This is a genomic window from Sphingobacterium sp. ML3W, from assembly GCF_029542085.1.
Taxonomy (GTDB): domain Bacteria; phylum Bacteroidota; class Bacteroidia; order Sphingobacteriales; family Sphingobacteriaceae; genus Sphingobacterium.
Genome location: NZ_CP107036.1, coordinates 5,426,365 through 5,450,339 on the forward strand (window position 1 = coordinate 5,426,365; position 23,975 = coordinate 5,450,339).

A 23,975-nucleotide genomic window follows, 5' to 3' on the forward strand; every position below is an offset into this window, starting at 1 on the left:
TCGCGCATCATGAAAAAGTACCTATTTTTAGTTTTTTTATGGGCGAGCTGTTTCAGGTTATTCGCCCAGGATTACAATGCATCTCTTTTTGGATGTAAGTCCGATGGAATAACCAATAACACAGGCTCCATTCAATATGCCATAGATTATATCGCCAAAAAAGGTGGCGGAACATTACATTTTTATGTAGGGCGTTACCTGACCGGATCTTTTAGCTTAAAATCCAACGTTTCCATTGAATTGCATGAAGGGGCAGTATTGTTGGGTAGCAGCAATGTTTTCGACTACAGTAGCCTGGATGGAAAAAGAGCGCTGATCATCGCTGTTGGCCAATCCAATATTCAGATTAAAGGAAAAGGCGTTATTGACGGGCAGCAACAGTTACTGCAAACCCACTTAACAGCATTACGCCAAAAAGGATACATCACATTATCAGATCAACCTGAAGATATTAACCTGATTTATTTACAGAATTCAAAGCAGATCCAGGTCACGGGTATCATGGAAATCAATTTGCTGGGCACGGCACAGTTTGTCGATCGATGTGAAGATGTGGTGTTTAACAGTTTGGATATCAATTGTCCGGGTAGTATTGGCGTATACATTAGAAATTCCAATAAAGTAATCCTGTCCAATATCTTTTTTCGGGCCATCGAGAAAGCGTTGGTCGAAAGCGATGGCAATCAGGGGCTGACGAAAGAAAACAGTCGCCTGGCTAATGGAAAATCTATCTAAATGGGAAAGAATATGAAAATCAACATCATCATGGTCATGATCTTCCTATGTGGGGGGATGTTGACCTTAAATGCCAAAGAATATAATGCTTCTTTGTTTGGCATCAAATCGAATGGAACAACACTCAATACAACGTCCATTCAACGGGCGATCGATTTTATCCATGAGCAAGGAGGTGGAACCTTACGGTTTTATGTGGGACGCTATCTGACCGGTACACTTGTCATGAAAGAAAATGTACATATCCAATTGGAGGAAGGAGCTATATTGGTGGGCTCAACGAATATTTACGATTATAATATTGATGTGCCTAATTGTGCATTGATCTATGCCAATGGGGCGAATAATGTGACGATAAAAGGAAAGGGTGTCATCGATGGGCAAGGTCGGGAGGTCGCCTATAACCTGCTGGCACAGATTCAAAGCGGTGTGCTGAAAGACCCGCTGGATTATGATCGCCCACGAAATAGAAGACCAAAAGCGATTTATATGCGGTCTTGTGAAAATGTGCGGATCCATGGTATTACGATCCGAAACTCGGCCGACTGGGTACAGGTTTATGATCAATGTGTCAATACGGTTGTTGACAGCATTACAGTTGACAGCAAAGCGTTTTGGAATAATGACGGTATCGATATCGTAGACTGCCGTAACTTTAAGTTGTTGAATTCATTTATCGATGCATCGGATGATGCCATCTGCCTAAAATCTCACGACGCTGCAAAGATCTGTGAAGACGTAGAAATCCGAAACTGTACAGCACGCTCTAGTGCTAATGGAATCAAATTTGGAACTGTATCTGCTGGGGGCTATAAGAATATCAGGATTATTAATAACAAGGTATATGACACCTTTCGTTCGGCACTGACAATTGCCACGCCCGATGGAGGACTTGTGCAAGATATTATTGTGGACAGTCTATTTGCATTTAATACCGGAAATCCCTTTTACCTGCGTATTGGCGCTCGTTGGAATAAGGGAAGAACAGGGGCTATCAATAATATTTTGATTCAGAATGTAAAGGTGGAAGTTGCAAAGGGTAAACCGGATAGCGGTTACCCTTATGAGGGGCCTATTGAGGATAATCCGAGAAATACCTCACCATCAAGTATTGTTGGGCTAAAAGATGCACCCATTCGCAATGTGACATTCCGGAATATAGAAATCACTTATCCTGGGGGAGCAAATCCAAATTATGCCTATCGGGGGACGAGTAAAGCTGAACTGGACAGTATTCCAGAAATGGCGGCAGCTTATCCCGAGTTTTCGCAATTTAAAGAACTTCCGGCATGGGGATTCTATGTTCGGCATGCGGAAAATATACATTTTGACCGGGTCGTGTTGAAATTAAAAGATAAGGAGTATCGACCTATGCTGGTCTTTGATGATGTAAAAGGTTATTCACTGTCACAGGTGAAGCAGTCAGGGGCAAAGGGTAAGAAGGAGCTCGTTGCAGTGGATTCTAAAAAGATAAAACCCCGAGCTGATTCTATAATCCGCTAAAAAGAAATATGATGCGATGCTATTGGGTACTGATTTTTTTATTGTCAATGACAAGAGTCTCCGCGCAGAATACAGCGCAAGATTCCGTATATGTCTATGCACATTATACCAAAAAGGAGGTCTACATCCCAATGCGGGATGGGGTCAAGCTCTATACGGCCATTTATATGCCAAAGGGTACCTCGATAAGCTATCCGATTTTGATGACACGTACGCCATATAGCATCGCGCCCTACGGTGAGCAGTCCTTTCGTGTTCCAATTGGTCCCAGTATGGAGTTTACAAAAGAAAAATTCATCTTTGTATACCAAGATGTGCGGGGTAAGTATAAATCTGAGGGAGATTTTGTTGCCAATAGGCCCTATATCGTCGAAGGTAATCCAACACAGGTCAATGAATCGACGGATACGTACGATAGCATTGACTGGCTCGTCAGACAGTTGAACTCCAATGGGAAAGTGGGTGTTTGGGGGATTTCTTCTCCAGGAATGTATGCTTCCATGTCATTGATTGATTCCCATCCCGCTTTGGCGGCCGTTTCGCCGCAAGCACCGGTGACCGATTGGTTTCTTGGAGACGATCGGCATCACAATGGTGCTTTTATGTTGATGGGGAGTTTTTCCTTTCTTTCCTCTTTTGGAAAAAAACGGGATTCCATCGGGATAAGAGGACCAGCAGGTTTTGCAGGTTATGGAACGGACAATGCCTATTCGTTTTTTCTCAAAGCTGGAGCGCTTAAAAATCTAAATAAACAGTTTCTGAAGAACGAGAGCATATTGTGGAACGAGATGATGGCCAATGCCGATTACAACGACTATTGGCAAGACCGGGCTTATTTGTCCCGCATCCGTGAAGTAAAACCACAGGTACTTGTAGTCGGAGGTTGGTTTGATCAGGAGGATTTATACGGTCCGCTGAAAACATATGCGGCTTTGCGGAAAATAGCACCTGATCGTGTCAAACTGGTGATGGGCCCCTGGTATCACGGTTCTTGGACCAAGGGAGCAGGGCGGTATTTGGATAGCCTGGACTTTGGCCAAAATACGGCTGTTTATTATCGTAAAGAAGTCGAACTACCCTTTTTTGTCAACTACCTTAAAGAAAAAGGAAAAGATACGCTCGCTGTAGCTACCATATTTGTGACTGGTGAGAACAAGTGGTCCACGCACGAGACTTGGCCTATTGTGAAAAGCAAGGCACAACCCCTATTTTTTACAACGGAGATGAAATTGAGTTTCCAACAAGCAACGAAGGCGGCCCCATCTTATGTATCTTATTATTCAGACCCCAATAAACCCGTTCCCTATACACGGGAGAAAACGGTTTTAAGGGGGTATAAGTATATGTATGAGGATCAATATTTTGCGGCTCAGCGACAGGATGTACTGGTTTTCGAAACAGATGTTTTGGCCCAAGACCTCAAATTAATGGGTAATATACAGGCAAACTTGTTTGTGAGTAGTAGTGGTACGGATGCTGATTTCGTCGTTAAATTGATTGATGTGCACCCGTATGCAAAAGGCGATAAGCTTTCCGATTGTCAATGTCTGGTTCGTGCCGAGGTGATGCGGGCCAAGTATAGAAAAAGTTTTTCCCATCCGGAGGCGATAAAACCCGACCAGATTCACGAAATTCGATTTGATATGCAGGATGCGGCACATGTGTTCAAAAAAGGACATAAGATTATGGTGCAGGTGCAGAGTTCTTGGTTTCCGTTGGTGGATCGAAATCCACAGCAGTTTATGAATATTTATGAAGCGTCGGATGCCGACTTCAAAAAGCAGGAACAACGGATTTATTGTCAGGGTAAATATGCATCCTTTATTTTATTACCGATTGTTAATTCTCATGAAAACTAAGATTTTTTATTTGTTTATTCTTTTGCTCAGTGGCATCTTCCCACTCCGGGCACAGGTCGACTATGCGCGGTCCGTTGTAAAAACTTTAGCCTCCAAGGCTTATGCAGGACGCGGCTATGTATTTGACGGTGACCGAAAGGCAGCAGCTTTTATTGCTTCTGAATATCAAAAAAATGGACTTTTACCTCTGGGTACTAGCTATTATCAGCCTTTCTCCATGCCCGCAAATGTTTTTCCGAAAGACGTAAAAATAGTGGTGGATGGCCGAAAACTCAAGTTAGGCGAGCAGGCACTGATCGAGGCCGCAAGTCCTTCCCTGAAGGGTAAATTTATACTGACCGAAATAAGGGTTTCTGCGGATCCTGCTGCGGTAGATCAGCTGATCCAGAACCCGCTATTCAAGGATAAATTTCTGGTGGTGGATGAGCGTGCCGCCTTAGCAACGATGAAGGCCGACCAGTTACGGATGACCTTGCTGCGTCTTGCATCCGGCGGGTACTATAAAGGAATTTTGGTGCAGACCGAACAAAAATTGCTTTGGCGCGGTGCTACAAACCAACTTAATCGACCAATTGTCTATGTAAAAAATAATAGTGTTATCCAGCTGGAAGGAAAGGTTCTGCAGCTCAAGGTACAGGCGGTTTTTCAGGAAAATTACCTGACCAATAATGTCTGTGGGATGATAAAAGGCACAAGCGAATCCGATTCTCTGATTGTGATCACAGCACATTATGATCATGTTGGTGCCATCGGTAAACGTGTAGTATTTACCGGCGCAAATGATAATGCTAGTGGTACAGCGCTGCTTTTATATCTGGCGACCTACTATCGGCAGCATCCCCCAAAATACAATACCGTATTCCTGGCTTTTTCAGGTGAAGAAAGCGGTTTGCTTGGCTCCACTTTTTTTGCGAATAATCCGCTCATCGATCTGCGGAAGATCAAGTTTTTACTCAATTTTGATATGGCCGGAACAGGGGATGATGGGATTCAGGTCGTCAATGGTACGATCTTTAAAGACCAATTTGAACGCTTGGTTGCCATTAATAAGGATAAAAAATATCTACCTGAAGTCAAAGTGCGCGGTCCAATGAACCGAAGTGACCACTATCCTTTTTATGCGAAAGGAGTTCCGTCATTTTTTATCTATACACTAGGGGGTATCGCTGCCTATCATGATATTTATGATCGCTATGAAACATTACCGTTTACGCGATTTGATGAGTATGTGCGGTTGATGATTGATTTTATCAAAACGATATAGTCAGTTAGGGACCGCTGTGTTCCTTTTGCCTGGTAACTAAATGTCCTGTTATGACACCATACCCTAATTATTTGAGATCCATCCGTATCGCATTTGTCTATTGTTTGTTGAGTTTGATTACCGTGGCCGCCTATGCGCAATTGGAGGTGTTTGTCGCCATGAACGGTGATGATCAATCTGCGGGCAGTATGGATCATCCGGTAGCGAGTTTGGAGCGCGCAATCGCGTTGATTCGGGAGCGGAGAACTACGGATCATGGGGGGATGGCAATTATACAGGTCCGGGAAGGAACGTACGCTTTTGTACATGGAATTTCACTCGACAGCAAGGATAATAACACCCTGATTCAGGCCTATGGTAAAGAGTCCGTCACTTTTAAAGGTTCAGCGGATTTGGCTCCGACAGCTTTGAACAAGATACGTGAAAGCGGCGGTATCAGTTATTACGAGATAAATCTGCTACAACAAGGGGTACAGGATCTGGGTAAATTGCGTAATGTTGGTTTCTCCCGTGCAAGCGGCAATGCCGCAGGCGAACTGTTTGTCAATGGCACAGCCTTCCATCTTGCGCGTTGGCCCAATCATGGGATGGTCCCCATGGGTAAGGTTATCGATGGGGGGTCTATTCCACGAAATAAAGATCTGAGTCATCGGGGTGGAGTTTTTCGGTATAAGGATTCGCGCATTGATCGGTGGGCACAAGAGGATGATCCTTGGGTCGCCGGTTATTTCAAATGGGGCTATGCTGATGATATGGTTCGCGTGAAGAGTATTGACGGGGAGAAACGAACTATTACAACGCGTGAACCGACCCTATATGGCTTTGATTACAAGAAAAAATATAGACAATGGTATGGTGTCAACCTATTGGTCGAACTGGATACTGTGGGTGAATTTTATGTAGATAGAAAGCTAGGGGCACTCTCATTTGCGCAAGATAAACCAATTACAAAATTGAGTTATTCGGTGTTGGACGAACCTTTTTTTAGTCTGATCGGAGCTGAATTTGTACAAATCAAAGGTATTCAATTTGAAGAATCAAGGGGAATGGGGATTTATATGCGCGATACGAAACAGGTGCTCATCGAAGACTGTACATTCCGTAATTTAGGCAGTTTGGGTATTGCTGTCGGATTTGGAATCAAACCCTTTGAGCAGATGCAACATGAGGGTTCAGGAGAACCACAAGATAACAGTATCGGTGACCTTCACCAGCATATCTATAGTCATCCCACATTTGATCATCGAGGTGGAGAGTCCAATGTGATCCGTCGTTGTCATTTTTATCGCTTGGGCGCCGGAGGTGTTTCCTTATCGGGTGGAAATCGGTTGAAGCTCAGCAAAGGTAATAATCGCATTGAACATTGTGTTTTCTCGGATTTGAATCGCCTGGAAAAATCCTACCGCCCAGCAATTGCACTCTATGGGGTAGGGAATGTGGTCAAAAATTGTGAGATCGCAGATCTGCCAAGTATGGCCATTCTTATCCACGGCAATGCACACACCATTGAATACAATTACATCCATCATGTGGCGCAGGAAGTTGACGATCAGGGAGCGATTTATATTGGACGGGATCCTTCGGAACGACATAATCTCATCCAGTATAATTTGCTAGCAAATATCCCGAAAAAACTAAGAACTTCAGGAATATATCACGATGATGCTTCCAGTGGAACGAAAGTCGTTGGGAATATTTTTGTGAATGCGGGCGAGCGATCCGCATTTATTGGGGGCGGGTCGGATAACTGGTATGTCAATAACTTATTTGTTGCTGCGGGAAGATGGGCCGTTCGTGTGGACAATCGTTTGGAAAACTGGCTAAAGAAACTCAATGTATACGGATCTGGCAGTTTGTTTTATGATCGCCTTGTCGGTGTACGTTATCTGATGGATCCCTATCGTAGTGCCTATCCAGAACTGGCATTACAATTCGATCGTAGCGGGAAACCGAGTGGAAATGTTTTTCAGGATAACCGCTTTTACAATTGCAAACGGACCTTAAAAGGAAAAAGAAAATGGTTGGCCTGGGATCAAAGTAATGCGGTGAAATATCTGCCTAGTTTAGAGCAAGATTATCAAAAGATGAATTTGAAAGATTTAAAGAAAGCCTTGCAAAGCCAAGCGATGAAGCAGCATATTCCTGTAGACTACATTGGTCCACAATAGCGATAGTGTGCTTTTTCGTTTGTGAAACCAACGTATTGATAATTATAAAGATACGGCAAAGAACTAGCGATATCGTCTGGGTGGTACTTTAGGGAAAAACGGAATCTAATGATACTAGATTCCGTTTTTTGTTATTATTTCATTTTTTCTGTTTGTTTTCTTATCCAATCGAACCATTCATTTTTTTGATCGGGATGCATCCAATGTCCGGTTTCCTTATAGATGCGTAATACTTTTGGTGCACTGATCCCATTGTAGCTCGCATACATGGAAGTTGGTGGACATACAACATCATTGAACCCCCATGAATAGAAACCCGGTACACGAATGCGTTTGGCAAAGTTGACCACATCGTAGTAGGAGAGCGTATTTTCTAGCCCATCGATCTTCTTTAAAACGCTGTAGTTGGTGGGCGCAAAATAATGGGGCCATCCACCCGCACGATGATGCAGATAACCTGTGACATCCGACAGTGCGGGATACAGTGCAGCTACTGCTGTAACGCGTTTATCCAATGCGGTGGTTACGATGCTTAGGGCACCGCCTTGGCTCCCGCCCATGACGATCAGGTTTTTTCCATCCCATTCGGGCAGGGAGGATAGATAGTCATTGGCCCTTATACAACCTAAATAAACCCGTTTATAGTAAAATTGATCTTTATCCTGAAGGTTATTGTTATAATATGCACGCAGGGCTCCGGCAGCGAGATCTTTGTAAACGACGGAATCTAAATCCACGGGAATGCCATGTATTCCGATGCTCAACACAATCATCCCTTTGGAGGCCAGTTCAATCTCCGGACCATAGGGACGGACCCCAGCTCCAGGTACACGTAAGACGGCGGGATATTTGCCCGGATCGGAAGGGACACTAAGGATTCCATAGATTTTACTGTTTCCGATGTTGTTGAAAGAAACTCGGAAGACATCAACTTCCACTGTGCTTCTGTCTGGTAATAGGGTCTTCGTTGCTTGCATCGGAACAGGTTTGAGTTCCGAAATAGCCTTATCCCAAAATGAATCAAAGTCATTGGGTGAATGCTGTGTTGCCGCAATCTTTTCGGGTGAGAAACCGATGGTGCAGAGTTTTTTGGTCTGCTTTCCATTTTTTGTTACGATAACTGTGCAGCGTAAAAATCCTGGCTTTTTTAAGGTAAAAGCACCACTTTTAAAATGTCCTGAAAAATCTGGAATCTGTTCTTTGACAAAGGGATTGACCATTTCGGCCCCAATCTCATAGGAAACGCTATCGCCTTTGAAGGGTTGCCCGTTAGCTTGGATACTAATACCAAAACTGACTTTATCTCCTGGTTTTGCAAGCCAGTCAGCATAGGCAGTCTTAATTTCAATAGCTAGTTTTCCAGATTGGCCCCTGCTGCTGAAGACACAAAGCAAGAATAGGATTGAGAGGAAAAATTTGTTGATCTGTTGCATTATAAGCGATTCTAAAGAGATTATTTGCCCGCTTCAATAAGAAGCAGAAGTCCGACAATAAATAAGATAAACATGAGCGTCAGTAATAAAACGACCTGCCTGGAGGCACCTTTAAATTCCCGCCATATAAATACACCCCAGAGTGCAGCGACCAATGTCGCACCCTGCCCCAGTCCATAGGAAATGGCTGGCCCCGCTTTACCGGCCGCAATAAGGTTGAGCGAGTTGCCGATCCCCCAGATGATACCCCCCAATAGACCAACAGTATGTACGCTAAAATTTCCGTTGAAATATTCTTTATAGCTCAAAGGAGGGCCATTTAATGGTTTTTTCATCAGCAAAGTGTTAAAAATAAAATTGCTCAATAAAATACCCGTCGAAAAGATAAATACGGCGGTATATGGGGTCATCTTTCCGCTTGCAGGTGCCTCAAAATTATCAAGGTCCATGGCAGAAGCAATAAAGCGATAAAAAAGCGACATCAAAAGTCCTGCTAGGAGGCTTAACAACAAGCCTTTAGAAGAGCGATTGTTTTGTGTTTTTGTTACTTTTTTGTATGCAATGGCATTGATTATAATGGCAATAGCGATACAGATGACCCCTATGAATAGGAGAGTAGGGTTTCCTTTGGTTGCGGCAATATAGTTGATCAGTACACCTAAAATCAATGCAGTCCCGATACCGACTGGGAATGCCACAGCCATCCCCGCTAGCGCGATGGCCGAAGAAAGAAGGATATTGGCGGCATTAAAAATAATTCCCCCCAATAGGGCATTGAAAATATGCTGGGATTCGGCCTGTTTCAGATCGGCGACAAAAGGCCTGCCGAGGTCGCCATGGCTACCCAGTGTAAAGGCAAAGATCAGCGAAAGCAGAAAAATACCTAATACGTAATCCCAATAGAAAAGTTCATAGCGCCAGTTTTTGTTCGCTAATTTTTGAGTGTTTGCCCAGGAACCCCAGCAAAGCATTGTTATGATGCAGAAAAAAATGGCCTGTGCATAGCTGCTTACAATAAACATAGGGTAATATTTGATCCGTTAATTTATTAAATTATCGCTTACTATCGTCCGGTTGTTGGTATCCATACCTTGGAAAAACCACCGGTTTGACTTGCATCCGCATAGGGCACCAGGAGAATAGATTGTTTCTTATTGTCACTTGTGCTGATGTCGGTTGAATAAGCCAAAGTACCCACCCAATTTTTAGGCAATTTATCCTGCGCTTCGGTCAGTTTGATCGCCACCTTTTCGGGGTAAACCAATTTGGCGGTTTCGAAATCTACTTGTGGATTTAGTGACTGATCTAGGGCAAAGATCTGTGGTCCTCTTTTTAAGGTGAAGCTTCCGGGATAGGTCTTCCCACCGTTGACGATTTCTGTTCGAATATCAAAAGATATGCTGATTTTATCGTTGTCCTTCCACTGACGCACTATTTTTAGAAGCTGGTTGGGCTCAGATCTATAGGTTTTCCCATTTACTGTTGCGGTATAATTTGTCGCCCATTCAGGAACCCGTAATTGTAGTGGGAACTGTGCTGATTGTGGGAGGTTTACCTGCAAGGTGGCGGTGCCTTTTCGTGGAAACTCACTCGTCAGGGTCAGCTCCAGCGGAATTGTCTGTTGTGATGAAGTCTTGATGTTTTCTTTGATCTGTGCCGGTTCGTAGAGCAATACGGTTGGAATATGGTTTAATTGACCAAAATTCAGGTAAGGAATAAGTGCGATCCCCCGTGGGACACTGCTCAAACAGCAGGTGATATTACAGCGGTAAGGTTTTTCGCCAATAAGCGGTGTGTAATAGCTCACACAACCTGTTTGTGGGTTTTCGGCACCCAGTAGATGGTTGTAGATTGTCTTCTCGATTTCATTGTAATATTTTAAATCGCCGGTAATGGAGAATAGCTGTGTATTGAACTGTAACCAGGTGGTAGTGACGCAGCCTTCACCCATGTGTGCTGAAGTATCTGCAAGTAAATAATGATCGTCCTGAAAACGTTCATGGTCGCTTGACGTACCGGTTACGAACAAACGGTTGGCACTGATATCATCGAAAGTATAGTTAATTACATTCAAAAGATCTTTATCGCCAGTTAAACGATACATTTTCACGAGTCCGACGATATTGGAAAGCATTTCGTAGGCTTTGGCATTGGCGACTTTGTCCACACGTTTGTATTTTAAAATGGAGGTGACGATGGCTGGGCCACCTTCGAAGTCGTAAGCGCGGATGATATAGCGGCAAAAATCAAGGTATTTTTTGTCTCCGGTCCATCGGTATAAATCCAACATGGGGTCAATGACAGAGGTGGCTGCCATACCCACGTGTGATCCAGATTTGAGGATGTTTTTTTTGCCAGGGGTATCGCCGAAAGTGTTGTAGAGCAAATCTCCGATCTGTGTTGCTGCCTTTAATGCTTTTGGATCACCTACAACACCATAGTAGGCTAGCAACCCGAAGAGGTCGTATTTGTGTACCCAAACATCCCAGGATGTCCAGCGGTTTTCGGGCAGATAGGTGCCGAGATAGCCATCTTCGCCTTGTGTTTCGAGCAAGCGATGAAACATCCGGTCCATCTGTTGTTTCAGCCGGCTATCTTTGGTGACAAGCCAGGTATTGGCCGCTGCTTCGAGGTATTTGCCAATATGTTCACCTATCCAGCGTTGCTTTCCCGGCCGCGTGTGAAAACCTTCCAATAAGCCCTCCTCATCTACTTGGAGGAGCCTCTTTTCCAGGTTGAGCTGGTAGCGATTGCCCAAGTAACCGCTCAGTATATCGATCTGGGGAATCGCAAGATCATATTGGGAAGGGACGACGTAATCTACTTTTGGCATAGCCGCTGTTGTGATCAGCTGTGCTATACTCTGTTGGATGGTTGTCAGTAGTAAGACTGTTGTTGATAAAAGAATACGAATAGACATGTTAATTTAAATAGGATGAATAATTGATTATATGAGGTTTTAATTGGATGCTGTACTGTATTCCCGCCAGTAGGGAATAGAGGTCTGTGCTCCTAGGCGTGTAACGGAGATTGCTGCAGCTTTTGAAGCCAGTCTAACGGCATCTATGACAGGTATATTCCTAGCGATGGCACTTGCTAAAACCCCACAGAAGGTGTCGCCAGCGGCTGTACTGTCAACTGCATCGACTTTTTCGGCAGGAACCTGGAAATAGTTGTTTGCTTCCTTGATAAGTGATCCTTTTGCGCCCATAGTAATGATAATAGTGCCTGGACATTTCTGACTGATCGTATCGGCAGCCAGACGAGCTGTCTCCCAATTTTCAATCCTGACTTCGGTGTAATATTGTGCTTCAGATGTGTTTAAGATCAGGATATCAATTCGGTTTAAAATACTGTCTGGGAGTGGCTGCGCAGGAGCAGTGTTTAAGATGATTTTGGTATTGTGCTGCATCGCAATAGCGCTGGCTTCTTCTATTGTTGCTATGGGGATTTCCAGCTGTATGAGCAATACCGCAGCTTCGCAGATAACGTTCTGAACAGCCAGTACTTCTTGTGGTAGCAGCGCTGCATTTGATCCGGGTGCAACAAGAATACAGTTTTCACCTTGTGCGTCTACAGATATGAGTGCAACACCGGAGGGGTTTGTCAGATCCTGAAAGATTGTGTCAACCTGAATGCCTTCCTGCTGGTAATGGGTAATGGCCTGTTGACCAAAGATGTCGTTCCCAACTTTGGCAATAAAAGATACCTGCGCACCAGCTCTGGCTGCGGCAACAGCCTGATTGGCTCCTTTTCCACCAGGGACCATGAAAAACTGTCCACCTAGCACTGTTTCGCCCGGCACAGGAAGATGGGAGGCTTTGATCACCATATCCGTATTGGAGCTGCCTAGCACGACAATATTTGTTCTGCTCATAAAATATTAGGTTTACACGTTATTACTTGATTACTAGTCAAAAGTACAGAATTCATGTCTTGGTTAATTATTATTACCTTTTTTTTCGTTCAGGTAAGGGCAGGATAGTTGAGGGAAGATATTTCCTATTTTTTTGATGTATATAAGGTATCTTAGTGTATTCTTCTGACTGAGGATACGAGAGATTCCTTTGTGTGCAATTTCAATCGGAGGATATACCAATTGAAACTTAAAAGTTTCTTATCGTGCTTATAATGTAGATATCCAAGCCATGAATATGACCAATGCAATAGCTCAGTTTTTAAAAACACTGGAAATTAGTGATTTTTCGGCCACACCCAAATACTTACAACTAGCAAATACGATTGTCGATGCGGTTAAAAATGAAATCTTGTCGAAAGATGATATGTTGCCTTCGATCAATGAACTGAGCACCTATCTAGACATATCCCGGGATACAGTCGAGAAAGCCTACCGTTATCTTAAACATCAGGAGATTATTGCCTCCAATCCTGGCAAGGGATATTACATCAATAAAATTGATGTGCAGTCAAAACTCAAAATTGCCCTTTTTTTAAATAAACTGAGCACACATAAAAAGATTGTTTATGACTCCTTTGCACGCGAACTGGGGGATTATGCCAATTTGGACCTCTTTGTCTACAACTCCGACCTGTCCTATTTGAATACCTTGCTGGGAAGTCTGACCAAAACATATGATCATTATGTGTTGTTCCCACATTTTAAAGAAGGACGGGATAAAGCGCCAGATGTTATCCGTAAGATTCCGACGGAGAAATTGATGTTATTGGGTAAGTTTATTGAAGATGTTCCGGGGGAGTTTCCTGCGGTCTATGAAAATTATGAACAGGATATCTATAATGCACTCGAGGAAGCAAATGAATCCTTGAGTAAATACCAAATGCTTAAGCTTGTCTTTCCAGACCATAGTGATTTTCCAAAAGCTATTATCAAGGGCTTTTACAAGTTTTGTCAGCAATACGCCTTTGAACACGAATTGGTCGCCGATCTGCATCGGGAGAAGGTGATCAAAGAGACCTGCTATATTAATATCATTGAAGACGATCTTGTCAAGTTATTGAACAAGATTATCCAAAAGAAATTAGTCATAGGTACTGATGTCGGCGTGATCTCTTATAATGAAACACCATTGAAGAAGTTTATCCTTAACGGTATTACCACAATATCGACCGACTTTGAGATGATGGGACGGTTGGCTGCGGAATTGATCAAAAATAAATCAAAGGACCGTGTGGAAGTTCCATTTTATTTGAAACTTCGACCATCGATCTAGTGAATAAAAGCAAAAGCCTAGTTTCATCAGAAACCAGGCTTTTGCTTTTATTGCCAGCTAGCACCCATTTTGTTGGCACGCTGTTTTATTTTTTTAATGTTTTTACGGGGAACAAATCAATCACACCTTTCGCTACTTTACTGATGTTGTTGATCGCCTTTTCAGGATTGTCCACATCACCCGAACCGCGTGCTTGCCAGATCACCGCATTTGTTTTGCGATCAATAGCCTCAATGATCAGGTGACCATAACGATAACGTTCTTTTGCAACAGGGTAATATCCACCACCATAAAAGTAAGGAGAGAACCATGGTCTGTACCAGCCCCAAGGACCACCCCAGCCATAATATCCGCCACCGCCATAGACCAAACGGCTTTTGTTATTGACGATGGTAATATAACGGAATAACAGATCAGGATTGTCCTTTGAATATTGGAGTCCCTTTGCCTCTAAAGCCGTATTTGCAGCATCCAAAATGTTAGTTTTGGCAATGTCATTGTCAAAATAAGATTTCGAAAGCGAGTCTACTGGCGGTAGCCAGGCATACGTTTTGAAAGGAGTGAAATCCATCTTTTCTACCCGAGTGGTATTATATTGATAAGACGAACATGATGCAAGCGCGATGCAGAGCACCAAAAATAATAGAATCTTTTTCATCGTAGTAGTTTGTTTATTAACTGTGATGAATCTACCATGAATATGCTGTTTTGCTTTTAAGCACTATATTCATGATGGTTTCATGGCCTATATGGAACTTTTATATTTATTTAACTTGTTTTAATTTCTCATCTATCTGCTTTTACTGCCTTTCTATGGCACAAAGCGTTATGGCAATTTGTTATCTGTGCTGTATGCACTGGATTTATTCTATAACGTTAGACAAAAAACTATAAATATGGTTTAATCCTAATTGTAAAATTAATAGGAATATTTTGCCACCAATGGAATCTGTCTTCCTGCGCCAAAAGCTTTTGGGCTGACCCGGAGAATTGGCGGTGCTTGAAAGCGTTTAAATTCAGCATTATTAACCAATTTACTTACTCTCTCTACTAACGCTTTTTCGAATCCCATTGCTACAACTTCGGAGCCGCTCTTTTCATTTTCAATCAACTCAAATAAGACCTTGTCTAGCAGGTCGTACTCTGGTAGTGAATCCGAGTCTTTCTGATCAGGTCGTAATTCAGCAGAAGGAGCTTTTTCGATCGTATTGACGGGTATAATCTCTCGCTCGCGATTGATATAACGTGCCAGGTCGTAGGCTTTGGATTTATAGACATCACCAATAACCGAAATGGAGCCAGCCATGTCGCCATACAAGGTGCCATAGCCAACGGCAGCTTCGCTTTTATTTGAAGTGTTTAATAGGATATGACCAAATTTATTTGATATGGCCATCAAGATAACCGCACGTGCACGTGCTTGTATATTTTCTTCTGCGGTATCAGGTTTTAAGCCTTCAAAAAGAGGAGCAAGAGTGCTCTCGTAAGCCGAAGCGATATCCTTTATGGGTACAATATGGTGTTTGCAGCCCGTATTGGTCACCAGGTCTAGGGCATCTTTGATCGAATGGTCCGAGGAGTAAACGGAAGGCATTAAAATGGAGAGCACATTGTCCGAGCCGAGGGCTTCACAGGCCAGCGCAGCGACTAAAGCGGAGTCCAATCCACCAGATAAACCGAGGATCGCTCTTTTGAAGCCTGATTTTCGGAAATAATCACGCAAGCCTAGGATCAATGCATCATGGATCAGTGCAATTTCAGCTACAGGATCTTTGATGGATGCCGTGGTTGAGGTAATATTTTTTTGATGATAAGTGACATACTGCAGATCATGATCAAATCGTTTTAATTCGGCAACCTTTTTTCCGTCAGCACTAAGTGCAAGTGATCTACCATCAAAGATAATATCCATATGTGCCCCCACCTGGTTCACATAGATTAGTGGACGGTTGGATTTTTTGACCTGCCGAGAAAGAACCTTGAGGCGTTCGTCAAAGTGTGCGTAGGAAAATGGTGAAGCAGCAATATTGATCAAAAGATCAGGATTCTCTTTTCGGAGTTCGGCCATAGGATCTCCCACATAGGAGTTGCCACCCTCATCGTCATCCCAGAGATCCTCACAAACTGTCAGGGCAATTTTTACACCATTCAATGTGATGCAGTCGAAACGCTTGTTGGGTTCAAAGTAGCGGTATTCATCAAATACATCATAATCGGGTAGCAGGCCTTTTTTTACGATGTTTCGAACAGCACCCTGTTCGATAAATACTGCGGTATTGTAAAGCTCTTTTCCTTCGGGATCATTGTTTTTGACCGGAGCTCCAATAATACAGGCGATTTCCTTACAATGAGCGGCAATCTGGTGGATAGCCTCATTGCACTGTTGCTTAAATACTTTACTTCGCAATAGATCTTTTGCGGGATAGCCGCCGATGGCAAGCTCTGAAAAGATGATAAGGTCTGCCGATGCTTCTTTGGCTTGGTTAATTGCTTGAATTATTTCCGCTGTATTTGCTTCAAAATTACCGATATGGTAATTCAATTGTGCTAAAGCTATTTTCATCCGTGTTTATTTTTTCTTTTTATTAGATCCGCAATCTTGTTTGGAAAACAGGACGGTTTCCTGTTCTCTTTATCGGGATAGTAGATCCTAATAAAATGCGGTATCTATCTACAAATTTATTCCTTTTTATTGAAAGTGTTTCTTTTATTGATCACTGTTTTTAAAGAATCCATGCATTACATTAGGTTTTTATTTATCTCTTTTGTACCCGGTCCGCACGGATAATGCTGATCTATCAATTCCCTTGCATAATGATTAAAAATATTGCAGATGGAAAAGGTTCTGCTTGTTGATTATAAAGTGCTAAATTGTTTTAACATAATTTTAACAACGTTAAATGCTGTTAAATTTCTTGATATGAACGGAAATGTGTCTTACCTTTGATATATCAAAACAGAAACATATATACAAAATAATATATAAAGAACTTTTCATAATTTAGGTTAATAATTGGTTAGGTAAAGCTCGGAGTTCCCCACTTCGAGCTTTTGTTGTTTAAAAGCTCTTATCACTCACTCATTTCAATCATCATTTAGGTTTATTACAGGTTAGAACATCACCACATATATCATAGTGATACTTTATGAATACTTAATACATACTGTATATATACTGAAACCTAATTTTAGCTGTGCATTGTGGTAAGGGCAACAAAACAACTGATTGCGGGTTTATACTTTCCAGTAGCCAAGGGGATGTATAATGCTGTGTTATTCGACAAGATATATTGTTGATCAGCGAAGAAATAAAAAACGCCTAAAGTTAGAATGCTTTAGGCGTTTTTTTACTTGTATTTTATAAATATTGCTGGTTCCTTGTGTTGGAGTGTACTATTTGATGTCTACGACTTCAATAACAAAATCTAAAGGAGAATTAGCTGGTATTTTTCCCATTGCACGGTTTGCATAACCCCATTTAGAAGGAACCATAATATGAATCTTAGAACCCTTTTGAAGCCCTTTTTCGGTCAGCCCCCCTAGTTTCATATCACCAATTTTCTTTGGTGCAAAAGCGAATGTCCACGCGGGTATAATCGTGCTGTCGAAAGGATAATAATAACCGGTATTGGTGAGGATCTCAAAGCTAGCTGTTTTATCGGTTTCGGTTTGGTCGAAAATACTGCCATTTAATAGTCTACCAGTATATTTTACAGTTGGCTGAACTTTAAAGAGTTTAGCATTTAAGGTGTCCACGATTTTATATTGGTAATTTCCTGTGCCTTCGGCTAAAATTTCATACCAAATTCCCTTTTCAGAATCGTACTGTGCATTAGGATATTTGCTGTCAACATAATTTTTAAGTAGTATGGAATCTGTTTTAAATTGCCCCTCTGCGTCATACACAGGAGTATCTTCGCTTTTACTACAGCTAACAATAAATAAAGCAATAGCTGCGATTCCTAGGAATAATGGCGATAAGAATTTTTTCATAGTGTTATTGATGGTTTTTAATAAGAAAGCCATTCTCAACATGAAAATGGCTTTTGTAAATATAATATACTTTTCTTATTTAACAGCTCCAACAGCTTTAAGATCGATCGTATATACAACGGGTGTATTTTTAGGAACAGTTACTTTTTCGCTTCCTGCAGTGTATTCTGTTTGATCAAAAGTGTAGTAAGAAGGAGAAATAAAACTGATTTTATCTCCTTTTTGAAGACCTTTAGGTAATAAGCCTTCAAATCTTACATCTTGCCCCTGAATATTAATAATTGTAGGGATAAATGCTTGAACCCAAGCGGTATTATATACCTTAATAGCTGTACGGATATCATCATAAACCTTAGGCACACCATCCGTGTTTTTATCAAATACTTGTCCACTCATTAATTCACCTTTAAAGTTGAAAGTCGCAGACCAAGCGTTCGCAGCAGGACCATAATACCCAATTGTTCCCGTATATGCATAAGGAGTTTCAGGAGGGGAAGCCAACTCTACTTTATACCAAATGCCTGTAGAGTCAGAATATTTTGCGTCTGAACCCCATTTTGTTTTAGCATATTGCTCTAATTGAGGAGCTTGAATTCTTAAAAGTGAATCTCTACGCGCTTTTTCTTTTCTGGCAGCTTCTATTTGTTGTCTATTCAATTCATCATAATCGATGTTATCTTTGTTACAAGACGCGAAGATCATTCCCAGACACAAAAATGCCATTAAAAATTTCGTGATATTTTTCATAATTTCTTAAAGTGTGTATTAATTATAAAACTCAAAACGCACTATCGTTTGGTTTCGCTACACAAATATGTTAAATTATTCTAAAAAATCATTTAACTCTTTTGAGTTCAGGTATTTTTGTTGTATATTTTTTAAGCGAAATTCACTGTTAAATCGAAGAATACTCGGGAAAATCATTCGTTTTCCACTTAATAGCTGTAAGGCCAGGGCATGATACTGTCCAGTTCTTTTTTTGTCGGATTTTGCTTTCCAAATGCTCTGATCAAAGGTAATCTCCCCCACAGATTCCGCATCCAGTTGGACCGCATAGTAACTTTTATCGATCACTGTAACAATATCCGGCTTTGTAAATATTTCCCGTTCCATTTTTCGGCAATAGCTACACCAATCGGTATGGATAAAAATTAGGGTCTCCCTTGGCTCTACCGCCAGCAAAGAGTCGAGCTGCTCAAAGCTGACCCAATTTATCCGCTCTTGCCCAAAATGGAAGAGCGGATAAAGTAAGCTGATCAGCAGGATGCTTATTTTCCTAAAATATTTCATTGTTCTACTTTTGTTTATGGGAAATTTATCCCAGTACCCATGTCCTAATGAAAATGTCCTACCCGGAGACCGAAGGTAAATGTTCGTGGGCGAGTAGGGCCATAGATGTAGTCCGAATCCCGTAATGCACCTTTGTCGAAATCCTTTTGAAAGGCGTTGAACATATTCTGTACGCCACCAAAAAATTCGATACTAAAATCCTTGTGTACAGGTAATGTATAGCCCAGACGAAGATTCAATTCGACAAAATCACGTGCATTTTTAAGCGTCATGATATCTTGCTGGATATGTGGTACAATCATTTTGCCTGTATATACTCCTGTCAGGTCTACTGCGAATCGCTTCGTCGCTTTCAGATTTGTATTCATATACCCGTAAACATTGGGAGTACGCACATATTGCTTTGTCCAGATGTCGTGCGAATCGTCTTTACCCTCATAGATTAGCTGGTCTTTTTTATAACGCGAACGTTGGATTGTTCCGCCAGCTTGAAACGATAACCACGATGAAGGGGCGACATTGATTTCAATGTTGGAGCCATATACACGTGCACCTTCGCCATTTTGCATCTCCTGAATAATCAAACCATCCTTCTGTGATGCCATGATATTGACAAACTGATTATTGAGGTCTGTGTAGAAACCTTCAACTAGAAAACTCGTTTGTACATTTCCAAAATTCTTATTGTAACTAAACGACCCGGTATAGGCATTGGAATATTCTGTTTTCAAGTTTTCACCGATCAGGACAAATACCTGGTTGCCACCAATGGAAGTCACGTGCATGTCTTCGTTAAATGCCTGTGGGGCCCTGAATCCACGTGCGTAACCCCCTCTGAACTGTAGATCTTTTGTCAGATCATATAGGATCGTTAACCTTGGGCTGAATGTTCCGAAACGTTGATCCGAACTGCGGTTTATCCCAGCCAGACTATATTTGCCATCGACATAGGTATAGTCGTATCGGGCACCGATCAGGGTTTTGAATGTATCAAAGGGTTTCCATTCGTATTGGGCATAGGTTCCCAATCCTTTATTCTGCTGATCAATTGTCCGCTTATAGCCTGGGATTTCATCCTGGGTATCATTATAGGAAAACTCCACACCTGCAGTAAACACATCTTTCTCAAAATTGTAGGTATACTGACTTCCTACAACCAGTGCAATATCGTTTGTCTTTCCATACGAATTGGACGCTAGCGTACTGTCTGCTAGCGTTGTCGCGCCACCAAGTCCACCATAATAACTATCACGGACAGTTTTCTGGACGGAACCATAAGCCGAAATCTTGTGTTTAAAGTCTTCGGAATAACGGTCATAGGTAATTCCACCAACGATAGAACTGGTTTGCAACTGTTCGGTAATCTGGGTCAGGTGTGGGGCCTTGTTGAGTTGGTCTCCGCCACGACGAAATTCATTGACTGTGCTAAAATCTACTGTAATTTTATCGAGGTCGCTTGGTTTGTAAAATAATTTGGTGCCAAAGGTGGTGTTTCGAAGCTTGGTGATCTCCGAAAACCCGTCCCCATTGACGTCATAGGATTCTCTATTGCGGTGCATACCATAAAATGTTGCACCGGTATTTAAGTCTTCTGCGACAATGGATGTATTGAAGTCTACGGTGTTGTCCCAGCTTTTACCACCAATCAGTGAATTGGTGGACTTTACCTGCCAATCACTCTCAACAGGATCTTTTGTAATGATATTGATGGTTCCGGCAATGGCATTGGCTCCAAATAGTGCCGAACCGCCACTACGCACGACCTCGATCCTGTCGATCATACTGGTGGGGATCTGATCCAATCCGTAGACGCTGTTTAACGATGAAAATACGGCCCTGCTGTTAATTAGTATTTGTGAGTATGGACCTTCGAGACCATTGAGCCTAACTTGTGAAAAACCACAGTTTTGACAATTGTTTTCCACACGGACGCCGGGTTGGTAATTCAGCGTCTCAGACATCGCTACAGACTGTGTTGCGTTAAATAGCTTGGGGCCGATGACATTAACTACAACAGGTGCATCCTTACGTTTTACGCCATAACGGGTTGCGGAGACCACTACCTCATCGAGATTGAGGTTATCTTCTTCAAGCTGGATCTGCAATGGTGATTTTAAGGTATCCAAAGCAACTACCTTCGTCAGCGAACGATAGCCCACGGCGGAGATATTTAACGTTACTTTTGGGGTAACGACAGTATTGAATTTAAAGTGTCCATCAGCATCCGATGTAGTGGCTGATTTGCTATTTTTTATAGTCAATGTCCCCGAAGCAATGGCTTCCCGGTTTTTATTGAATAAATATCCCTCCAATGGTGACTGTGCATATATTGAGGATGTTCCGGCCAATAGTGTAGCCAGTAACGTGTATTGCTTTAGCATTTTTATCGTATTGAGTATTTCGTATTGAGATCTTGGCTGCACAAGCTTAAAGCTCCCATATTGTATACTTTTTTGCCTTAGGTTTGATACTCGTCTTTCGTATCTCGTCCATAAGGTTTATTGTATAGCTAGGGCATACTTTCGTCTTGAAACCTGCTAAGATGCTATGATATAAGTATATGAGCGGAATTCGTCCACTTTCTTTTTTAATATGAAAACATCGGTTTTTTGTACTTATGGTCTATTGAAACCAAAGCCGTTAACTCCGTTTTAGCGAACCCGAAAATAAATAGAGCGACAAGTGCCAAAAGCGTTGTCTTAATCTATTTCACTGGATGTACGTCAGACTAAAAATGAATAGTGTTATGCTAAGCAAGGGGGACCCCGGAGGTAATAGGGACTGCTTGTGGTGCTGGTAACTTCTGGGCAGATCGAACAATAATTCGTTAGCTGAATTTCCTTTGGTACAGGAAGTTCGAGAACGATGAAATCGGTCTGTACGTAATTGTTTTGATAAATGACATTCAGATAATCAATCTGATCGTCGGTCTCTTGAGGTTTTTCTTTTTTTGTAAAATCATAAGGGTGCGTGTGCATCACGATTTCCCCATTTGATTTTACCTCTTTGTGCATAAAAATAACACCCGAAAGAATAATCAGCGACATCAAAGCCAATTGGAATGATGCGATAAGCTGACGCAGATTTCTTGTTATTTTTGATTGCATAAAAAAGCGCTACTTGTTAGAGTAGCGCTTCAAAAATACGATTTTTATTTAGCAGTATATAGTTCTGCTAGATAAAATTATTATTAAGTACTGTAGTAAGTACCTCAATACTATCTAATCAAATGATTGTTATCATCCGGGAATACTAAAGACGGTTTAAACTGCTTTGCTTCCTCAAAATCCATTGTTGCATATGAAATAATAATAACAATATCGCCAACCTGCACTAGACGTGCTGCAGCTCCGTTTAGACAGATTGTGCCCGATCCGCGTTGTCCTGGAATGACATAGGTTTCTAGACGGGCCCCATTGTTATTGTTTACGATTTGAACTTTCTCGTTAGCGATGATATTTGCAGCGTCCATCAAATCTTCATCTATCGTGATACTACCCACGTAATTCAATTCCGCCTGTGTGACTTTCACGCGGTGAATCTTGGATTTCATTACTTCTATTACCATGGCGCAAAGGTAGAGTTTTTTTTATTAAGCTAATATCATATTATCAATAAGACGGACACCTTCTACCCATGCTGTGACAAGTGCAACATGTTGCTTGCTTGGATCAATCTGTTGGACTTCTTGTAAGGAGCTGCTTTCGCAGATTGCAAAATATTCGACGGTTACTCCTGCTGTATCCGTCAAAATCGCTAAAGCATTATTCTTAATTTCTTGTAAACTGGCATTGTCCGAAATATGATCTTTGACATATTGTAAAGAACGGGAAAGTGCCAGGGCTTTTGTTTTTCCATCTTCGCTCAGGCGCATGTTACGTGAACTCAGGGCTAAGCCATCTTGATCCCTGATGATGGGGCAGATTGCCAATTGGATCGGAAGATCTTTGAGCTCGATCATGCGTTTGATGACCATCACTTGCTGAAAGTCTTTTTGCCCAAAACAGGCGATATCGGGTTGTACTAAGGTGAACAATTTATAGACCACCTGTGTTACACCCTGAAAATGACCTGGACGTTTTTCACCTTCCCAGATTTGATCCAATTCACCAAGATCAATATGCCAATGTTCATCCTTGTTGGGATACATTTCTTCTACACTTGGCATAAATAAAATGTCACAATCGACAGATTCCAATAGCTTGATATCATTTTCAATTGGACGCGGATATTTTTCTAGGTCTTTGGGATCGTTAAACTGTGTAGGATTGACAAAAATGCTACAAACACGAATATCACTGATGGGTTTCGCATATTTTAATAACGATAAATGTCCTTCATGAAGTGCTCCCATGGTGGGGATCAAGGCTATCTTTTTACCTGCCGAGCGTGCTTTTTGGAGATGTGCTTGGAGGGATGCTTTCGTTTTGAAAATTTCCACTTTGCTGAATAGTTTTTTGTTCGCAAAGTTGCATATTATTTTGGGAATATAAAACGATGATTGATAGTAAATTGCATGGTAAGTATTTTTTTTGTAC

The 23,975-nt window shown here is 41.8% G+C and carries 19 protein-coding genes; 6 read left to right on the top strand and 13 right to left on the bottom strand.

From position 1 onward, the window contains the following. Positions 1-9: 9 nt before the first annotated feature. From OGI71_RS22480 to OGI71_RS22500, 5 genes are read left to right on the top strand one after another with little or no spacing between them, the layout of a single operon-like run. Positions 10-735 carry a glycosyl hydrolase family 28 protein gene (locus tag OGI71_RS22480; RefSeq protein WP_282252113.1) on the top strand — a complete coding sequence of 242 codons (726 nt, stop codon included), beginning with the start codon at positions 10-12 and terminating at the stop codon, positions 733-735. Positions 736-747: 12 nt separating this feature from the next. Further along, a complete protein-coding gene (locus OGI71_RS22485; protein ID WP_282252114.1) occupies positions 748-2,238 on the top strand; it encodes a glycosyl hydrolase family 28 protein in 1,491 nt (496 codons plus the stop codon). 47 nt (positions 2,239-2,285) lie between these two features. After that, positions 2,286-4,097: a CocE/NonD family hydrolase gene (locus OGI71_RS22490; RefSeq protein ID WP_282252115.1), complete on the top strand. Its 1,812-nt coding sequence runs from the start codon at positions 2,286-2,288 to the stop codon at positions 4,095-4,097. Beyond that, the gene (locus tag OGI71_RS22495; RefSeq protein WP_282252116.1) at positions 4,087-5,361 is read left to right on the top strand and encodes a M28 family peptidase; all 1,275 of its coding nucleotides are present in this window, start codon (positions 4,087-4,089) and stop codon (positions 5,359-5,361) included. The genes OGI71_RS22490 and OGI71_RS22495 overlap by 11 nt, the downstream gene beginning before the upstream one ends. Positions 5,362-5,411: 50 nt before the next feature. Next, the gene (locus OGI71_RS22500; RefSeq protein ID WP_282252117.1) at positions 5,412-7,529 is read left to right on the top strand and encodes a right-handed parallel beta-helix repeat-containing protein; all 2,118 of its coding nucleotides are present in this window, start codon (positions 5,412-5,414) and stop codon (positions 7,527-7,529) included. A 134-nt stretch (positions 7,530-7,663) separates the two neighbouring features. Here the strand turns inward: OGI71_RS22500 and OGI71_RS22505 are convergent, their stop codons facing one another. From OGI71_RS22505 to rbsK, 4 genes are read right to left on the bottom strand one after another with little or no spacing between them, the layout of a single operon-like run. Then, positions 7,664-8,962: an acetylxylan esterase gene (locus tag OGI71_RS22505; RefSeq protein WP_282252118.1), complete on the bottom strand. Its 1,299-nt coding sequence runs from the start codon at positions 8,960-8,962 to the stop codon at positions 7,664-7,666. A 20-nt stretch (positions 8,963-8,982) separates the two neighbouring features. Continuing rightward, complete coding sequence (locus tag OGI71_RS22510) at positions 8,983-9,984, bottom strand: GRP family sugar transporter (protein WP_282252119.1); 1,002 nt, start codon at positions 9,982-9,984, stop codon at positions 8,983-8,985. A 41-nt stretch (positions 9,985-10,025) separates the two neighbouring features. Continuing rightward, positions 10,026-11,882 (bottom strand): beta-L-arabinofuranosidase domain-containing protein, encoded by a 1,857-nt coding sequence (locus tag OGI71_RS22515; protein WP_282252120.1) that lies wholly within the window; start codon positions 11,880-11,882, stop codon positions 10,026-10,028. A 39-nt stretch (positions 11,883-11,921) separates the two neighbouring features. After that, a complete protein-coding gene (gene rbsK, locus OGI71_RS22520; protein WP_282252122.1) occupies positions 11,922-12,839 on the bottom strand; it encodes a ribokinase in 918 nt (305 codons plus the stop codon). A gap of 271 nt (positions 12,840-13,110) precedes the next feature. On the opposite strand from rbsK, the gene OGI71_RS22525 reads away from it, so the two are divergent. After that, positions 13,111-14,154: a GntR family transcriptional regulator gene (locus tag OGI71_RS22525; protein ID WP_310446392.1), complete on the top strand. Its 1,044-nt coding sequence runs from the start codon at positions 13,111-13,113 to the stop codon at positions 14,152-14,154. Positions 14,155-14,239: 85 nt separating this feature from the next. On the opposite strand, the gene OGI71_RS22530 is transcribed toward OGI71_RS22525, so the two are convergent. The 9 genes from OGI71_RS22530 to panC form a co-directional block, all read right to left on the bottom strand. Next, on the bottom strand, positions 14,240-14,812 hold the full coding sequence (locus tag OGI71_RS22530) for a DUF4136 domain-containing protein (RefSeq protein WP_120260184.1): 573 nt from the start codon (positions 14,810-14,812) through the stop codon (positions 14,240-14,242). Between the two features lie 261 nt (positions 14,813-15,073). After that, the gene (locus OGI71_RS22535; protein ID WP_282252123.1) at positions 15,074-16,717 is read right to left on the bottom strand and encodes an NAD+ synthase; all 1,644 of its coding nucleotides are present in this window, start codon (positions 16,715-16,717) and stop codon (positions 15,074-15,076) included. An 830-nt stretch (positions 16,718-17,547) separates the two neighbouring features. Beyond that, positions 17,548-18,180, bottom strand: a complete 633-nt coding sequence (locus OGI71_RS22540) for an FKBP-type peptidyl-prolyl cis-trans isomerase (RefSeq protein ID WP_282252124.1) — start codon at positions 18,178-18,180, stop codon at positions 17,548-17,550. Between the two features lie 42 nt (positions 18,181-18,222). Beyond that, the gene (locus OGI71_RS22545) at positions 18,223-18,894 is read right to left on the bottom strand and encodes a hypothetical protein (protein WP_282252125.1); all 672 of its coding nucleotides are present in this window, start codon (positions 18,892-18,894) and stop codon (positions 18,223-18,225) included. A gap of 75 nt (positions 18,895-18,969) precedes the next feature. Then, on the bottom strand, positions 18,970-19,437 hold the full coding sequence (locus OGI71_RS22550; protein WP_282252127.1) for a thioredoxin family protein: 468 nt from the start codon (positions 19,435-19,437) through the stop codon (positions 18,970-18,972). Positions 19,438-19,481: 44 nt separating this feature from the next. Further along, the gene (locus OGI71_RS22555; protein WP_282252128.1) at positions 19,482-21,818 is read right to left on the bottom strand and encodes a TonB-dependent receptor; all 2,337 of its coding nucleotides are present in this window, start codon (positions 21,816-21,818) and stop codon (positions 19,482-19,484) included. 363 nt (positions 21,819-22,181) lie between these two features. Continuing rightward, positions 22,182-22,544, bottom strand: coding sequence for a hypothetical protein (locus tag OGI71_RS22560; RefSeq protein ID WP_282252129.1), 363 nt, complete (start codon positions 22,542-22,544; stop codon positions 22,182-22,184). 110 nt (positions 22,545-22,654) lie between these two features. Continuing rightward, entirely contained in the window at positions 22,655-23,005 is a 351-nt protein-coding gene (gene panD, locus OGI71_RS22565) for an aspartate 1-decarboxylase (protein WP_104383850.1), read from the bottom strand. 24 nt (positions 23,006-23,029) lie between these two features. After that, positions 23,030-23,878: a pantoate--beta-alanine ligase gene (gene panC / locus OGI71_RS22570; protein ID WP_282252134.1), complete on the bottom strand. Its 849-nt coding sequence runs from the start codon at positions 23,876-23,878 to the stop codon at positions 23,030-23,032. Positions 23,879-23,975 lie beyond the last annotated feature (97 nt).

Excerpts from the sequence above, each read along its gene's own strand:
- OGI71_RS22500 (WP_282252117.1), top strand. The coding sequence starts at position 5,412 with ATGACACCATACCCTAATTATTTGAGATCCATCCGTATCGCATTTGTC.
- OGI71_RS22550 (WP_282252127.1), bottom strand. The coding sequence starts at position 19,437 with ATGAAATATTTTAGGAAAATAAGCATCCTGCTGATCAGCTTACTTTAT.
- OGI71_RS22510 (WP_282252119.1), bottom strand. The coding sequence starts at position 9,984 with ATGTTTATTGTAAGCAGCTATGCACAGGCCATTTTTTTCTGCATCATA.
- OGI71_RS22545 (WP_282252125.1), bottom strand. The coding sequence starts at position 18,894 with ATGAAAAATATCACGAAATTTTTAATGGCATTTTTGTGTCTGGGAATG.
- OGI71_RS22525 (WP_310446392.1), top strand. The coding sequence starts at position 13,111 with ATGAATATGACCAATGCAATAGCTCAGTTTTTAAAAACACTGGAAATT.
- OGI71_RS22555 (WP_282252128.1), bottom strand. The coding sequence starts at position 21,818 with ATGCTAAAGCAATACACGTTACTGGCTACACTATTGGCCGGAACATCC.
- panD (WP_104383850.1), bottom strand. The coding sequence starts at position 23,005 with ATGGTAATAGAAGTAATGAAATCCAAGATTCACCGCGTGAAAGTCACA.
- OGI71_RS22505 (WP_282252118.1), bottom strand. The coding sequence starts at position 8,962 with ATGCAACAGATCAACAAATTTTTCCTCTCAATCCTATTCTTGCTTTGT.
- OGI71_RS22480 (WP_282252113.1), top strand. The coding sequence starts at position 10 with ATGAAAAAGTACCTATTTTTAGTTTTTTTATGGGCGAGCTGTTTCAGG.
- OGI71_RS22515 (WP_282252120.1), bottom strand. The coding sequence starts at position 11,882 with ATGTCTATTCGTATTCTTTTATCAACAACAGTCTTACTACTGACAACC.
- OGI71_RS22535 (WP_282252123.1), bottom strand. The coding sequence starts at position 16,717 with ATGAAAATAGCTTTAGCACAATTGAATTACCATATCGGTAATTTTGAA.
- OGI71_RS22490 (WP_282252115.1), top strand. The coding sequence starts at position 2,286 with ATGACAAGAGTCTCCGCGCAGAATACAGCGCAAGATTCCGTATATGTC.
- rbsK (WP_282252122.1), bottom strand. The coding sequence starts at position 12,839 with ATGAGCAGAACAAATATTGTCGTGCTAGGCAGCTCCAATACGGATATG.
- OGI71_RS22530 (WP_120260184.1), bottom strand. The coding sequence starts at position 14,812 with ATGAAAAAGATTCTATTATTTTTGGTGCTCTGCATCGCGCTTGCATCA.
- OGI71_RS22540 (WP_282252124.1), bottom strand. The coding sequence starts at position 18,180 with ATGGCTTTCTTATTAAAAACCATCAATAACACTATGAAAAAATTCTTA.
- OGI71_RS22495 (WP_282252116.1), top strand. The coding sequence starts at position 4,087 with ATGAAAACTAAGATTTTTTATTTGTTTATTCTTTTGCTCAGTGGCATC.
- OGI71_RS22485 (WP_282252114.1), top strand. The coding sequence starts at position 748 with ATGAAAATCAACATCATCATGGTCATGATCTTCCTATGTGGGGGGATG.
- OGI71_RS22560 (WP_282252129.1), bottom strand. The coding sequence starts at position 22,544 with ATGCAATCAAAAATAACAAGAAATCTGCGTCAGCTTATCGCATCATTC.